Consider the following 14,713-nt stretch of genomic DNA (forward strand, 5'->3'; position numbering starts at 1 on the left):
ATTAGAAATCTGCATGCAACAGAAATTCCCGGTTCCCTTCCATGCCTCGAATGGGGGATTCCATCAATTCTATGTTCTTGCCGCCCAGCTCTTCCACTTTTTGCTGGACTTTCTGCACCGCGTCCTGCTGGGCAGCTTCGTCCTTCACGATCCCACCTTTACCGACCCGCTCGCGCCCAACTTCAAATTGCGGCTTGATCAGGATAACGGCCTCGCGGCGCGAAGATGCCGTCGGGGCCTGGGTCGCCGCGAGCACCGCAGGGAGAACGAGTGTAACAGAGATGAAGGAAACGTCGATGGCAATGAAGTTGATGGCGGCACCCGCGCCGGCCCGCGCTATATCTTCTTTTGTGAGATAACGAGCATTGGTCTTCTCCAGCAGCTTCACTCGCGAATCAGAACGTAACCGCGCATGGATCTGGCCGTAACCAGTATCGACAGCAATCACCACAGCCGCGCCGTGCTGCAGCATGCAATCGGTAAAGCCTCCGGTGGACGCGCCTACATCCATGCATGTGCGGCCGGTGAGATCAATTTTCCAATCGCGCAGCGCCGCTTCAAGTTTTAGCCCGCCGCGGCCAACGTACTTCAGGTCGTCGCCCAAGAGTCGTATTGCAGCTTCAGGATCGACGCTGACGCCGGCCTTCTCAATTTTCTGTTCGTTGACCAGCACGCGACCGGAAAGCACCATGGCCTGTGCGCGCTCGCGCGAAGGAACGAGACCGCGCTCCACCAGAAGCTTGTCAATGCGAACTTTCATCACAGCAATTGTATGTGGAGAAAGTTGAGTTGGCCTACACTTCAGCCTGAACGGCGGTGCTTTGCACTGGGAGTAAGTTTCAGAAAACTTTTGCGTGATCGTTGGTGGCTGATAGTACAGCTTCAACGGTTGCAATGCAATAGATTGCAGAAAGAAACGTTCAAGAAAAGCTCTGCATAACAATTTTTGTCACACTGGTCTTTATTTTTTTTACGTGCGCGAAAGCGCGCACCTTTCCATGTGCAAAGCGTCAAAACACGCAGCTTTGCTACATTGTGCAATCGTTCATTGCCGTTTTCCACATTCTTTTTCACCGAATTGTTGAAAAGAGGTAGGAATTATTGGAAACAAATTTGCGCGACGGTGATAAGGGAATCATTTCAACGAAAGATAAAGTTCGCATGCGGTAGAATGGTTCTCGCTTACCCATGCCGCGCAAAAAGAAAAATAAATCCGTCGCCATCGCCAGAAAGCAAAGAGGCAAAAGCTCCAGGGCAAAGTCCCAGTCCTTACGTAAACCTTCTGCGAAAAAGACCGTCGCGAAAAAACAAAAAACCGCTGAAATCCCGCCGGTTCTGAATGCTGAAAAGCTGAAAGAGCTATACGCCACCATGGTGAAGTGCCGGATGCTGGCGGAACGGATGCAAAACGAGCGCATCGTGAATAATTCCGTTCTTGGTTTTGAAGCCGCCCTGGTCGGCGCTGGCGCGCATCTTCTTTCCAAAGACTGCGTTGCGTTAGAGCAGGACAGTTTTGTCGCCAGCCTGGTAAAAGGAACGCCGTTGCATTGCATTCTTGCGCGCAACAAAGCACACCAAAGCAATGGCTCGGGTAAGGCGATTGCATCAAGACAGGACAACAACGGCACAACAGCTCTCACCGTTGAGACGGTTTTGAACCTGGCGGCTGACATGAAAGGCAAGAACGCCGTAGTACTGATGTTTTGTACGCAAGATGCAGAGTCGCTTCGTTTTGATTCCGCGGCAATGGCTACGTCCGCCACACAAAAGCTGCCGCTGGTGTGCCTGGTTGAGAGCAGTCTTGATTCACCGCTGGAATTGCCTAACCAGATTGCGTCAGGACCTTATATCGGAGCTGACCCAACGTTTTACCCACGAATTCCCGTGGATGGCTGCGACGTTGTAGGAGTATTTCGCGTGGCGCAAGAGGCCATACGCCGCGCGCGCGAAGGCCATGGTCCGGCAGTGATCGAATGCCTGACCGCGCGCAGCAGCACGGCAACGATAAAGAAGGGTGAGCCAGCGTCCTCACAATATCTGGCGCAGGACCCGCTTTTATTCATGGAGCAGTATCTGCGCCGCAGGAACTTATGGTCTGACGAATGGTCGCAGTCAATCATCCAGGAATTTGAGCGGCAATTGAGTGAGGCTGCCTCGTCTCTAAAAAATCCAGACGACATCGAAAGCCAGTTTGATAACGTGTACTCACATCCTCCGGCAGCAGCTTTGGCGCAATAAGAGTCTGAGCGAGAGATCATCTACTCTAACCCGCTCCGTCTTGCCTCTCAAGGAAAAACAGTGAGGCGCCGCGCCGGGCTGTCAGAATTTTAGCGGTCGAAGGTTGCTGCCAAGCTGTTAACTCGTTCTTCCTCTTTCCATCCGGGCCTTCCCAGAAGATAACGCAACTTCAACCGCCACGTGTCCGCACGCCGTACGTCATTCCAGATGTCGATCCACTCATGGAAGGCGATGCGCAGCGGGTTATAGCTGTTGATATTCTTCGTCAGGCCGTAAATCACTTTTTCGCCTTCGGGCTCAAACGTGCCAAAAAGACGGTCCCAGATGATGAGCACGCCGGCGTGGTTGCGATCGAGATAACGGTGGTTCGATCCGTGATGGACGCGGTGGTGTGACGGCGTATTCATCACCCACTCCAGCGGCCCCATGCGGCGCACAAGTTCGGTATGAATCCAGAACTGGTAGAGCAAGCTTATGGACTGCATGGTGAGCACCATAATGGGCGCAAAGCCAATCAGCGGCAGCCACAGCCAGAAGATGAACGACATGAAGAAGCCGGTCCAGGTCTGGCGCAAGGCTGTGCCCAGGTTGTAATGCTGCGATGAATGATGGACCACGTGCGACGCCCAGAACAGCCGGCACTCATGGCTGGTTCGATGAAACCAGTAGTAGGTGAGGTCTTCAGCAAAAAATAAAATGGCCCACGCCCACCATTGATATCCGATATTGAAAATAGCGAAGCGATGGACTGCGGTGTAGGCTGCAAATGCCAGCGCTTTGCTGGCCGCGCCAAGAAGTACGCTTCCGGTGCCCATAGCCAGGCTGGCGGCAGTGTCCTTGAACCGGTAAAGATCACGCCGCATGACAGCGTCAAGCACCACCTCCAGCAGCAAAAGCGCGACAAAGCCGGGGATGGCCAGGTTGATGAGGTTGGGTATCTGCGGCATGCGAATCAGCCCTGCTTCAGTGAGCAGTTTAGCGGAAATCTGAATCCAGAAGAAAGCTTTTCTTAAGCGATACGGCTGCTACTTCCCCTTGGTATTTTTTATGACCGCGCACAAAACACGTTCCTGCAATTACAATTCCTGTGACGCTGTTAAACGCACTTCTTTAAAGGAGATCTCATGGCTGGAGTAAAGTTGGTGGTGATGTACCCTCGTCCCAAAGATGTTGATGCGTTTGAAAAGGTGTACCAGACAGAACATGTGCCGATGGCGGTGGAAAAGCTGAAAGGCAAAACCAAGCTTGTTGCAACCAAGGTGACCGGATCGCCGCAAGGGACCGCCCCGTTCTATCGCATCGCTGAAGTCCATTTCCCTTCCATGGAAGCATTGCAAGCTTGCGCCGCTTCAGAAGGCGGCCAACAGACGATTGGCCATGCAATGAAGATTTCTTCCGGCGGTCCTCCCGTCATCATGATCGCAGAAGAAGAATCGTTCAGCTTCTGAAGTAACATCAGGGCCCTGCGATTTCTGCGCAATTAATTCAACTTTCAGCGACCGCACTCTAGTACGGCGCAGCCAGGTATCTATGAAAGCGATTCAAATACAGAAAACAGGAGGACCAGAAGCCCTAACACTGGTCGATCTGCCGATTCCGAAGCCAAAAGCAAATGAGGCCGTGGTGAAGATCGCGGCCATCGGCGTGAATTTTATTGACGTTTACTTTCGTGAGGGGCGTTATCCCGCGCCGCTGCCATTTGTCGATGGACAGGAAGCAGCCGGAACTGTAAGTGACGTTGGCAGCCAGGTAACAACCGTCAAGCCGGGAGACCGTGTGGCATATACCGGCGTGATTGGCGCTTACGCTGAGTATGCGTCCGTGCCTGCGGACCGGCTGGTGCGCGTGCCGAATGGAATCACTGACCAGCAAGCTGCAGCAGCCATGCTGCAAGGGATGACTGCACACTATCTGGTGAACAGCACGTATCCCTTGAAGAAAGGTGAGACGGCACTGATCCACGCTGCCGCCGGCGGTGTAGGGTTGTTGCTGGTGCAGATGGCCAGGAACATTGGCGCGCGTGCCATTGGGACGGTGGGCACCGAGGAGAAAGCCAAACTTGCGCGAGAAGCCGGCGCAGAAGATGTGATCGTTTATACGCAGCAGGATTTTGAAGCTGAAACCAAACGCCTGACCGAGAACAAAGGTGTGCACGTGGTATATGACGGCGTGGGCAAGAGCACGTTTGAAAAAGGGCTGAATGTACTCCGTCCGCGCGGTTACATGGTACTTTTTGGAGGCGCCAGCGGCGCTGTTCCGCCGTTTGATCCCATTGCGCTCTCGCAAAAGGGCTCGCTGTTTCTCACGCGGCCCAGCCTGGTCCATTACATTGCAACGCGCAATGAACTGGAACACCGGTCCACTGACATCTTCAATATGATCATTGCAGGCAAGTTGAAGCTGCGGATCGGCCATGTCTACAAGCTGGAAGAGGTGCAGCAGGCGCATCGCGATCTGGAAGGCCGCAAGACAACGGGCAAGATTTTGTTAGTGCCGTAAGAGGGAGACGGAGCGATGCTACGTCTCCGCGGCGGGATTTTGAATTTAGGAGAACCATGTCGACCCTTGGATTCATCGAATATGAACAAGCCAGCGCGGAAGTTCGCGCCGTGTATGACGACATCAAGGCCACGCGCAAGATCGATAAAGTCACGAACTTCTGGAAAGCGCTCGCACACGATCCTGTCCGGCTGAAGCGTACATGGGAAGACACCAAAAGCATCATGGCGGCGGGAGCGCTTGATCCGCTGGTGAAAGAACTTCTCTATGTTGCCGTAAGCGTGAGCAACCAGTGCGATTACTGCATCGCAGCGCACACTGCGTCGGCACGCAAGAAAGGCATGACCGAAGCGATGTTCAATGAGATGCTGGCGGTCGTAGGGCTGGCGAATTCCAACAACCGGCTGGTCGCGGGACTTCAGGTAGAAATCGACGAGCAATTCAAGGCGATTGGTTAAGGGCACAAGTGCTGATCGTGGAACCCAAGTTGTATGAATGATTTTTGTCGCAAGTATGGGCTTAGCATTCCTGTGGTGCTGGCGCCGATGGGCGGTGGACCGTCGACACCAGAACTTGTAGCAGCAGTTTCAAACGCAGGCGGACTCGGGTCGCTGGCAGCGGCCTACTCCAACGCCGAGCGCATTGAGCAGGACATTGCCGCGATCCGAAAGCTCACGACAAAGCCGTTTGCCGTGAATTTGTTTTCGGCGCAGGCGCAGTTGCCGCTTAATGATGGCGTTAAGGCTGTAGCCGATTTTCTGCGGCCTTATCATGAGCGGCTTGGCTTGAAAGCGCCTGAGCTTCCGCAAAAGCCAATCGAAAATTTTGATGAACAATTGGAAGCAGTGGCAAAAGCGGCTCCGCCTATTGTGAGCTTCACCTTTGGGTTGTTATCGCAGAAGGCCAGCGATCGGCTCAAATCGCAGGGGACGTATCTGATGGGCACGGCCACAACCGTGGAAGAAGCCAGACAGCTAGAAAAAGCAGGTGTAGATGCGGTGATCGCGCAAGGCAGCGAAGCGGGCGCGCATCGCGGCACGTTTGCGGTACCGGCTGAAGAAGCGCTGGTAGGCACAGTGGCGCTGGTTCCACAGGTGGTGGATGCGGTGCGTGTTCCGGTGATTGCATCCGGCGGCATTATGGACGGGCGCGGTCTGATGGCGGCATTGGCGCTGGGCGCAAGCGCGGTACAGATGGGAACGGCATTCCTGGCGTGCAAAGAGGCGGGGACGAACGGTGCTTACCGTGAGGCACTGCTGCATGGCGGGAAAGCCGCGACGACGCTGACGCGCGCGTTTTCCGGACGCATGGCCCGCGGCCTGAGTAATGAGTTCATTAAAAAATGGAATGCGGCGGGCGTGGAACACCTGCCCTATCCGTGGCAGAATGCGTTTACACAGCCGATGCGGCGGGCGGCTGCGGCGGCAAAGCAAGCTGGGCTTCTTTCTTTATGGGCAGGCCAGGGACTTGGGATGTTGCGGGAAACCACGGCAGAGCAGTTGATGAAGCACTTGCAGGAAGAGATGAAACAAGCTTGGGCAAAGCTGAAAGAACAGATGAAGTAAATGGCCTGGACTTTCGACTTTAAAGGCCCAGATAAGCTGCGCGAACCATTGCATTGCTGAGAAGATTTTTTGCCTCGTCTGCCAGCAGCACGGAACCATTTTGCACCACGTAACCGCGATCAGAGATGCTCAGGGCGCTGACTACGTTCTGCTCCACGATCAACATGGTGATGCCGGTGCCGCGGACTTCCTGAATTTTCTCAAAAACTTCTTCAACGATCTTGGGGGCCAGACCAAGGGAAGGTTCGTCGAGAAGAAGAAGCTTGGGCTGGGCCATGAGTCCACGCGCAATCGCCACCATCTGCTGCTCGCCGCCGGAAAGCGTTCCGGCCAATTGGTTGAGCCGTTCCTCCAGCCGAGGAAAAAGCGCGAGCTGTTCCGCCATCAGTTGTTTTACATTGGCGCGCGCTCGCGGAGTATAAGCCCCGAGCGAAAGATTTTCTTTCACCGTCATGAAGGGAAAGACCTGGCGGCCTTCAGGCACGTGGCTTATGCCTCGCGATACCATATCGTGCGCGGGAACGCGTGAGACATCCTTGCCCGCAAAACGCACGGAGCCGCTGGCGGGCGGCTTCATCCCAGAAATCACGCGCAGGATCGTGGTCTTCCCTGCTCCGTTCGCGCCGATGAGAGTGACAATTTCACCGGCATTCACCTGAAGCGAGATATCAAAGAGCGCCTGTAGATCGCCGTAGAACGCCGTCACGTTGCCGACTTCCAGCAAGGGCGCGCCTGCCATGGGATCGAGCGAACTGGTGGGCGCGTTCACTGGGTCAGCTCCTTGTATTTAGGTCCGAGATAAGCTTCGATGACTTCAGGCAGCTTTACCACCTGAGCAGGCACGCCTTCAGCGATTTTGGCTCCATAATCGAGAACGATCACGCGATGGGCGATCTTCATGACTACCTGCATCACGTGTTCCACGCCGCCCACTACGCTCACGCCCCATTCAGGGAGACGCTTGACCAGTTCCGCCAATGCCAGCGCTTCGCTGGTGGTGAGTCCTGAGACAACTTCATCGAGAAGAATCAGCTTGGGTTTAGTCGCCAGTGCGCGTGCGATTTCAAGACGCTTGAGTGCAGCCAGAGGCAGACCTTTGGCAGAAAACTTGCTTAGGTGCGACATCTGGAGAAAGTCGAGAATCTTTGCCGCTTCCTGGGCCGCATGGCCCAGACTGCGGGTATGCATGAACGCGCCCAGCATCACGTTTTCCAGCACGGTCAGGCTGGGTATGGGCTTTACGATCTGGAACGTGCGGCCTATACCCAGGCGTGCGGCACGGTCCGGCGACATCTTGGAAATGTCTTTTCCTTGAAAGCGAATAACGCCCTCATTGGGATGGAGGAACCCGCTGATCAAATTAAAAACCGTAGTCTTGCCCGCGCCATTGGGACCGATGATAAAAAGTATCTCGCCCTCGTTCATCGAGAGTGTAACGCTCTTCACGGCCCTGAGACCGCCAAAGCGCTTGGTGACGTTTTCCATTTCCAGAATGGGCGTCATTGCGCAGCTCCGTCCATGACCGGTTGCGGCTTGACGTCTTTGGGTGGTTTGATCCGTTTGCGGAACAGATGTTCTAGTCCGCCGACAATACCCTCCGGCATGAACAGCACTACCACGACGATCAAGATGCCATAGATGAGAAGATGGCTTTCCTGGAAGACATTCTTGAACGCTTCTGAGGCGGTCAGCAGCAGCACTGCGCCCACAATCGGGCCGAGCAACGTTCCAGCGCCGCCCAGCATGGTGATGATGGCAATCTGGATGGAAATATCAATGGTAAGAATGCTGTCTGGAACAATGAACTGGAACGCGCTGCCGTAAAGAGCGCCGGCCAGAGCGGTAAGGAACGCGCTTATCAGCAGCGCATATAGTTTGCAGCGAGCTGTGTTAATTCCGACCGCCGCGGCTGTATCTTCATCTTCACGGATGGCCATAAGGTAATAGCCAAAGCGCGAGCGCGAGGCCCAATAATTGGTTATGAAGGACATTACGGCCAACGCTACAGCGGCGAGATAAAACGATCGCCAGAACGTCCTACCGACGAAGAGAGCGGGCATGGTTAAGCCAATGGCTCCGCCGGTTACGTTCAGATTGGTGGCGGCAAGCCGCAAGACTTCAGCAAAGGCGATGGTGGCAAGAGCGAAATAAGGACCGCGAAGCCGGAAGGAAATCGCGCCGATTAAAGCGGCGACTGCGGTGGAGACAATGGCGGCGAGGAAGGCGGCGATCCAGACGGGAACCCCAAGTTCAGTAAAGATAGCAAGCCCATAAGCGCCTACGCCAAAGAAGGCTACATGGCCAAGCGAGAGCTGTCCGGCGTAACCGCCGACCAGGTTCCAGGCAAGTCCGAGTGCGGCGAACAGAGTAATGCGGAAGAGCACCTGAAGCTGATAGTTGTTATGGATAAACCATGGCATGCGCCCCCAAACCAGCACAACGACAATAGAGACCCAGAATTTCCAGCTCTTTAAAAGGCTCATGCGCGCTGCCTCCCAAAGATGCCCGCGGGCTTGAATGAGAGCACCAGGAGAAACAAAACGAAATCGACGATCAAGGCCCACTGGTTGCCGAAATAAAGGCTGGTCAAGCTTTCTGAAAGGCCAAGCACCAATCCGCCGAAGGCCGCGCCTTCAATGGAACCCATGCCTCCGAGCACGACCATCACAAACGCTTTGGTGGTGTAGTCTTCGCCGACGCCAGGAAAAAGATAGAGGCGAGGCAGCAGCAGACCGCCCGCAATGCCGGCAAGCGCAGTTCCCAAAGCAAAGCTGATGCCCTGAATGCGCACAAGATTGATGCCCATGAGTGGCGCGATCTCTGCATTCTGCGAGATGGCGCGCAAGGCCTGGCCGGTGAGACTGCGAACTACGAATGAACGCAGGCCGATGACAAACGCAACAGCGATGGCAAACGAAAGAACTTCAGCCGCATTAGCGCCAAAAGGCCCAAGATGAATGCTGCGGTTGATGAGGTCAATGTTCGTCTGGCGATAATCGGCTTTGAAGACGAGCTGCGCGGCGTCGGTCAGGATCAGTCCGATTCCCATTGTCATGAGGATCTGCATGAAGTGGGAGCGATCACGAATCGGCCTGATCAGCGCCATGTAGACCAGATAGCCGAAGATAAACAGCGCGATGCCTGCAGGAATGAAGCCGATGTAGGGATTGATTTTGAAGTAATCGAAGAGAACATAGGTGGCATACATGCCCACCATGAGAAAAGCGCCATGAGCAAAATTGACAATGCGCATGACGCCAAAAATCAGGGCCAGGCCCATTCCGATCACGGCATAGAGTGCTCCCGTCAACAGACCATCAGCACAGGCTTGTAAGAAACGAACCAAATTTCTCGAGACCTCGTCTTTCGGGGCTGAAGCCTTTGTTCCCACCCTTTCCGTAAAGAACACGGAAAGGATGCGGCACCCGAAGTGGAGACGTAGCATGCTACGTCTCTACGTAAGAATTCTCGTGCTCTATCTTTTAGACCACACCGGCGCGGGAATAATCGGCTTGGTTTCCGCTGCGTCGGCGGGGAAAACCACGCGATATTGTCCTTTCTGCACTTGCGTGATCAGCACGGGATGCTGGTTTTGTCCGTTATCAAACTTGATAGGACCAAATGGAGTTGAAGACATGTTGATGTTCTTGATGGCGTCGCGAATTTTAGCCGGATCCAGAGACTTGGCATTGTTCATGGCCTGAGCGGCAACGCGCAAGGCAGCATACGCCTGGATGGCATGATAAGCCGGGTGGGACTTGAAGCGCTTGAAATATTCGGCGTCAAATTCCTTTGAGCCTGCCCACTTTGCATCCGGCAGCCATTGAGAAACAGAGAAGGTGTATTCGGCGTTCTTGCCCGCGCCTTTTTCCGTGGGAAATTCCGCGGCGGCAAATCCGGTGCCGGCGGAAGTGTAATACTTGGGATTCAAATCCACTTCCCGGGCCTGACGCATGAGGGTGGTGGCGTCAAGAAGATAGGAACAGAGGTAGATCACATCTGGATTCGCTTGTTTCACGCGCTGCAAAACGGCCTTGTAGTCCGGCGATTTGGCCTCGTAGGATTCGACCGCGACAAGCTCAATGCCTGCATCTTTGGCTGCAGCCGTCATGGCCTTCATGTTCGACTGGCCGAAGTTGGTGTTCTCATAGACAATCGCCATTTTCTTGGGCGCGCCATTGGCCTTTAAGAATGCGATAGTCGCTTTGGCATAATCATTGGCGCCGGCACAGACTCGGAAGATCCAGGGCGACTTGGAGTCCATGACGTTATCGGCAGTGGCAGTGGGAATGATAAGAGGCGTCTCTCGCTGTGTGACCGCAGGCACAATGGCCTTGGTGCTCTCACTGGAATAAGAACCGAGCAGCACGGGAACCTGGTCTTGGTCAATCAGCTTGGAAACACCTTGAACAGCCTGATCGGGCTTGCTCTGGTCGTCATAAAAATCAAGCTCAATTTTTTTGCCCAGAACTCCGCCCTTGGCATTGATCTCATCGAGCGCGATGGCATAGCCATTTTTGTGCGCTTCTCCGAAAGCGGCCAGGCTGCCGGTGAGAGAAGTGATGACGCCGATCTTGGTTGTGGCTTGTCCGAAAGCTGGAACGACGGACGCGAACAAAGACAGAATTCCTAAGGCAGCGATTGCTTTAAAGCGCATAATCCCCCACATGGTTAAAAGTGATCGCCAAGCGCGAGAATTATACAACCAGCGTATCGATGACGTTTCGCCAGGCGACAAACCCGCCTTGCGGCGGGCCGGTTAGGGGTTTGAGGGTTCATTCATTGGGTGGCTGAGAAAATTTCTCGCGGTCGCGTTCTTCAATGCGGCGCATGGCCCCGAGCAGATGGTAATTTGCTCCTGCCCGAAGGTTCTCATGCTGGCGGTTAAGCTTCTGCATCATGAGCGGATCGAAAATTCCGACCTGTTCTAATGCTTCCATGTTGCGATGAACGCGGGCGTATGATGCGTTGAGACGGTGGAGTAGATCGTAGATGAGGAGTTTTGGTGCGCTGCTAGAATCAGTGTCAGCCATAGGTTGCCTTTCCTAGAAGGTGATTTGTGGTTAGGGCCGCGTCCGGTGTTAGTAGCACCGGCGTGGCCCGTTAGCTTTTATAATGCGCGGCGAAGGTGGACGCAACAAAATAGCGAAGCGTTTTGAAGAAACGAATAAAGTTAAGCGGCGGGCGAAGATTGTTAAGAGCAGCAGCTAGCAATTAGGAACTGGCAATTAGCCAAAACCAGCTCCTAACTCTTAGCCGTTAGCTCTTAGCTAGAAAAATCAAAAAGAAAATCTATCGCAGGCGAGGGCGGACTGCGATCCCATACGTTTTATTGGACACAGGCAGGAATGCGCGGCACAAAGGCCCGCTCCACCCCGTAGTGTAAGTAATCGCAGCCATGAACGCTGGCGCACAAAGCAGCATCGGGACAATCTCAGCTCCGCATCAAGAGGCCCACAATCGAAGCTGACATAAGATTTGCCATGGTACCGGCGATCATAGCGCGGAAACCCAGCTTGGCAAGCTGGTCACGCTTGTTCGGCGCTAAGGCACCGATGCCGCCGATCTGAATGCCGATGGAACTGAAGTTGGCAAAGCCGCACAGAGCAAAGGTCGCAATGGTAACGGAGCGCGGATCGAGCGCGGCCTTCATTGCGCCGAGGTCTGAATAAGCAACGAGCTCATTGATGACTGTTCGCGTGCCCAAAAGACTGCCCACCGCGCCGATGTCTTTGCCCGGCACACCGATCAGCCACGCGACCGGAGCAAAAATGACGCCAAGCACCTTTTGAATGCTGGCGGGGAAAAAAGCGAAGTGGTTGTGCGTCCAGCCCATGATGCCGTTGACCATGGCGATGAGTGCGAGAAAAGAAATGAGCATGATGGCGACGTTAAACGCGAGCTGTCCACCATCGATGGTGCCCCGAGCGATAGCGCCAAGAATGTTTGCGTCCTTATGCATTTCTTCTTTTGAGATTTCCACCGTGCCGGCGGTCTTGGGATGCTCCGTTTCCGGCACTAGCATCTTGGCCATCAGGATGGTGCCGGGCGCGGTCATGATGACGGCCGCCAGCAAGTTTTCCGCTTTGATTCCGTAACCGATATAGGCCGCCATAATTCCGCCGGAAACATGCGCCATGCCCGCCGTCATGATGGTCATTAATTCAGATTTTGTGCATTCGGGAAGCAGAGGCCGGATGGTGAGAGGCGCTTCTGTCTGGCCCATAAAGATGGATGCAGCGACATTTAGAGATTCCGCGCCGCTCACGCCCATCAAGCGGTTCATGACCCACGCCATTCCCTTGATGATGATCTGCATCACGCCCAGGTGATACAGCAGCGCGAAAAACGCAGAGATAAAAATAATCGTCGGCAACACCTGGAAAGCGAAGATGAACCCAAGCTGAGACGAACCCGGATCCAGAAAAGGCAAATGCGCATTGGGGTCAGCAGGATAGCCTAGATTTCCAAAAACAAAAGTTGATCCTTTAAAAGCGTAAGCCAGCAGTTTATTGACAGCAGTTCCGGCTGTTTGCAGTGTCCGCTGGCCCCAGGTAAAGCGAATCACGATCCAGGCAAACAGGAATTGCAGGCCAAGTCCCCACAAGACTGTCTTCAGCCGGATGGCGCGGCGGTTGGTGGAGAAGAGATATGCGATCGACAAAAAGACGATGATGCCCAGCAAGCCCGCGTATCGCGACATTGGGTCCCTTTAAGCCAGAAGTTAGGATTGCGTTGAAAAAAATCTCGTCCATTGTAGCTGGATTGTCAAGAAGCAAAGGCACTCAATTTTTGCCTGAGCTCCCAGAGCGACGAGCTTTGGCCGGTGGCGTAAAGTGATTCTCGAATTCATTCAAAGTAAGTTCCAGCTTGAGTTCAGCCTCGGCTTTCGGGTTGTTCTTAAGCAACTGCTCGCAGGCAGGGCGCGAGTTGCTCATAGATTGAACGTCAGCGCACGCGCTCTTCATTTCATACGATCCTCTGCTCTTCCAAAGACTCTCTCCGGGCAAGAAGCTGTATTCCAGGCTGGCACGAGCGAACTTTTTCAGGTCTCGATATTTCAGATGGAAGGTCTCCGCAGCGCGCTGGAATTCCTGCGTGATGTCGTTGCGGGAGACGCCGGGATCGTCCGTGGCCAGCGCAACGGGCACGCCAAACTTCAGATACATGGGCAACGGATGATGATCGCCAGTGACGTTGAGAATCACATCATTGCTAGTGAGGCAAATTTCGACCAGAACATTTTCGTGGGCCATCATGCGCAAGAGCGCTTCGGGGTCGGGCTCCTGCATTACGTCCACGCCGTGGCCAACGCGCTCAGCATGGCCCTGTTCAATGGACGCGCGGACATGGAACAGTTCTTCCGGGGGAACAAGATTTTGGGTGAGCTCTCCGGCGTGCAATGTGATGTGGACTTTGGGATAGAGGCCGTGAAGAAAATCCAGCATACGCATGTGCAGGTTGAAGTCATGGATTGGAAGGTACGCGTCTTCAGGCATCACCAGATTCAGGCCGACAACGCGCGGGTCCTTTGACGCCATCTCAAAGCCGGCAAGAATCTGGGCGAAGACCATTTCCTTTGGCAGGCCGCGCGCCACTTGATACAGATAGCGGGCCTGCACGTTGCAGCCGTGATCTGGTTGGGGCTGGCCGCAACGGAGCTCTTCCTGCTCTTTCTTCTCCGTATCGTCGAGAAATTTGCTGGCGTCAGCCACGATTTTGGTGAGCCCGCCAGACAAAAGCTGTTCACGCAGTTTGCTGAGATCGTCATTCCATCCCAAGGACGCGCCAAGGCGTGCTGCTGCGCCTCCATCGGGATTGAACATTGTTTCCAGATATTGCAGATGACCTGCGGCGGCGCGTGACCTGACTTCCGCCAGCATCTCCGCAACGTGACCGTTGGTGGCGGAACCGAACTTGCCGAAGGTGGCGAAGAAATGGTCATGACCGGATTCAGCGCCGGCGACGAACTGGCGCATGGAGAGCGCGTCCAGCAGATGGCCGTACAGAGTGCTGTCCTGCAGGGCTGCGCTGGCAGGAGGCTTGCCGGTGGAAGGATCGCACGGAGGCTGCGTGAGCGCAAGAGCAACGCGATCAACACACAAGCCGTCTTCCGCAGCGAATTTAACAAAGCTTTCCGCATACACTGCGCCGGAAAGATGGTTGTGAAGATCGCCGCCTTTGGGCATCTGCTGCAGGAATGCATGCAAGAGCAACGGCTGGCTTCGAATCGACTCAAAATAGCGCGCGGTCTTTTGCTCCGCTGACGCAGCGTGCGCAAGCTTCTTTTGAGGCCATGCGGAGGGAGCATAGATCGCAATAAAAACGGTAAGCAGACAGATGCGCAGAGTTTTCCACGAGCGAGAGACTAACATGGAGGGAACTATAGCATTACAATTTGAGTTCCGCAC

General features: G+C 54.5%; 16 protein-coding genes. 5 read left to right on the forward strand and 11 right to left on the reverse strand.

The features are described 5' to 3' along the window. Position 1: 1 nt before the first annotated feature. Positions 2-760: a TlyA family RNA methyltransferase gene (locus LAO76_25200; protein ID MBZ5494236.1), complete on the reverse strand. Its 759-nt coding sequence runs from the start codon at positions 758-760 to the stop codon at positions 2-4. Between the two features lie 310 nt (positions 761-1,070). Then, positions 1,071-1,418 (reverse strand): hypothetical protein, encoded by a 348-nt coding sequence (locus LAO76_25205; protein MBZ5494237.1) that lies wholly within the window; start codon positions 1,416-1,418, stop codon positions 1,071-1,073. Here LAO76_25205 and LAO76_25210 point away from each other — a divergent pair. Continuing rightward, positions 1,402-2,238 carry a hypothetical protein gene (locus LAO76_25210; GenBank protein MBZ5494238.1) on the forward strand — a complete coding sequence of 279 codons (837 nt, stop codon included), beginning with the start codon at positions 1,402-1,404 and terminating at the stop codon, positions 2,236-2,238. The two genes, LAO76_25205 and LAO76_25210, sit on opposite strands and share 17 nt — an antisense overlap. An 89-nt stretch (positions 2,239-2,327) precedes the next feature. Here LAO76_25210 and LAO76_25215 read toward each other — a convergent pair whose 3' ends face one another. After that, a complete protein-coding gene (locus LAO76_25215; protein MBZ5494239.1) occupies positions 2,328-3,176 on the reverse strand; it encodes a sterol desaturase family protein in 849 nt (282 codons plus the stop codon). Between the two features lie 186 nt (positions 3,177-3,362). Here LAO76_25215 and LAO76_25220 point away from each other — a divergent pair, with 186 nt between their 5' ends. The 4 genes from LAO76_25220 to LAO76_25235 all read left to right on the forward strand — a co-directional run bounded on the left by LAO76_25220 (position 3,363) and on the right by LAO76_25235 (position 6,302). After that, the gene (locus tag LAO76_25220) at positions 3,363-3,686 is read left to right on the forward strand and encodes an EthD family reductase (GenBank protein ID MBZ5494240.1); all 324 of its coding nucleotides are present in this window, start codon (positions 3,363-3,365) and stop codon (positions 3,684-3,686) included. 82 nt (positions 3,687-3,768) lie between these two features. Continuing rightward, a complete protein-coding gene (locus tag LAO76_25225; GenBank protein MBZ5494241.1) occupies positions 3,769-4,737 on the forward strand; it encodes a quinone oxidoreductase in 969 nt (322 codons plus the stop codon). A 56-nt stretch (positions 4,738-4,793) separates the two neighbouring features. Continuing rightward, the gene (locus tag LAO76_25230) at positions 4,794-5,195 is read left to right on the forward strand and encodes a carboxymuconolactone decarboxylase family protein (protein ID MBZ5494242.1); all 402 of its coding nucleotides are present in this window, start codon (positions 4,794-4,796) and stop codon (positions 5,193-5,195) included. Between the two features lie 33 nt (positions 5,196-5,228). Further along, positions 5,229-6,302 carry a nitronate monooxygenase gene (locus tag LAO76_25235; protein ID MBZ5494243.1) on the forward strand — a complete coding sequence of 358 codons (1,074 nt, stop codon included), beginning with the start codon at positions 5,229-5,231 and terminating at the stop codon, positions 6,300-6,302. 19 nt (positions 6,303-6,321) lie between these two features. Here the strand turns inward: LAO76_25235 and LAO76_25240 are convergent, their stop codons facing one another. From LAO76_25240 to LAO76_25275, 8 genes are all read right to left on the reverse strand, one after another. Next, on the reverse strand, positions 6,322-7,026 hold the full coding sequence (locus LAO76_25240) for an ABC transporter ATP-binding protein (GenBank protein MBZ5494244.1): 705 nt from the start codon (positions 7,024-7,026) through the stop codon (positions 6,322-6,324). A gap of 41 nt (positions 7,027-7,067) precedes the next feature. Then, positions 7,068-7,805 (reverse strand): ABC transporter ATP-binding protein, encoded by a 738-nt coding sequence (locus LAO76_25245; GenBank protein ID MBZ5494245.1) that lies wholly within the window; start codon positions 7,803-7,805, stop codon positions 7,068-7,070. Then, positions 7,802-8,785 carry a branched-chain amino acid ABC transporter permease gene (locus tag LAO76_25250; protein MBZ5494246.1) on the reverse strand — a complete coding sequence of 328 codons (984 nt, stop codon included), beginning with the start codon at positions 8,783-8,785 and terminating at the stop codon, positions 7,802-7,804. Before LAO76_25250 ends, LAO76_25245 begins: the two co-directional genes overlap by 4 nt. Then, a complete protein-coding gene (locus LAO76_25255) occupies positions 8,782-9,747 on the reverse strand; it encodes a branched-chain amino acid ABC transporter permease (GenBank protein ID MBZ5494247.1) in 966 nt (321 codons plus the stop codon). Before LAO76_25255 ends, LAO76_25250 begins: the two co-directional genes overlap by 4 nt. 30 nt (positions 9,748-9,777) lie before the next feature. Then, positions 9,778-10,959, reverse strand: a complete 1,182-nt coding sequence (locus LAO76_25260; protein ID MBZ5494248.1) for an ABC transporter substrate-binding protein — start codon at positions 10,957-10,959, stop codon at positions 9,778-9,780. 118 nt (positions 10,960-11,077) lie between these two features. Beyond that, positions 11,078-11,335, reverse strand: a complete 258-nt coding sequence (locus tag LAO76_25265; GenBank protein MBZ5494249.1) for a hypothetical protein — start codon at positions 11,333-11,335, stop codon at positions 11,078-11,080. Positions 11,336-11,736: 401 nt separating this feature from the next. Continuing rightward, positions 11,737-13,005 (reverse strand): NupC/NupG family nucleoside CNT transporter, encoded by a 1,269-nt coding sequence (locus LAO76_25270; GenBank protein ID MBZ5494250.1) that lies wholly within the window; start codon positions 13,003-13,005, stop codon positions 11,737-11,739. An 82-nt stretch (positions 13,006-13,087) separates the two neighbouring features. Beyond that, entirely contained in the window at positions 13,088-14,677 is a 1,590-nt protein-coding gene (locus tag LAO76_25275) for an adenosine deaminase (protein ID MBZ5494251.1), read from the reverse strand. Positions 14,678-14,713 lie beyond the last annotated feature (36 nt).

The organism is Terriglobia bacterium, assembly GCA_020072645.1.
In the GTDB taxonomy this organism is placed as follows: domain Bacteria; phylum Acidobacteriota; class Terriglobia; order Terriglobales; family Acidobacteriaceae; genus Angelobacter.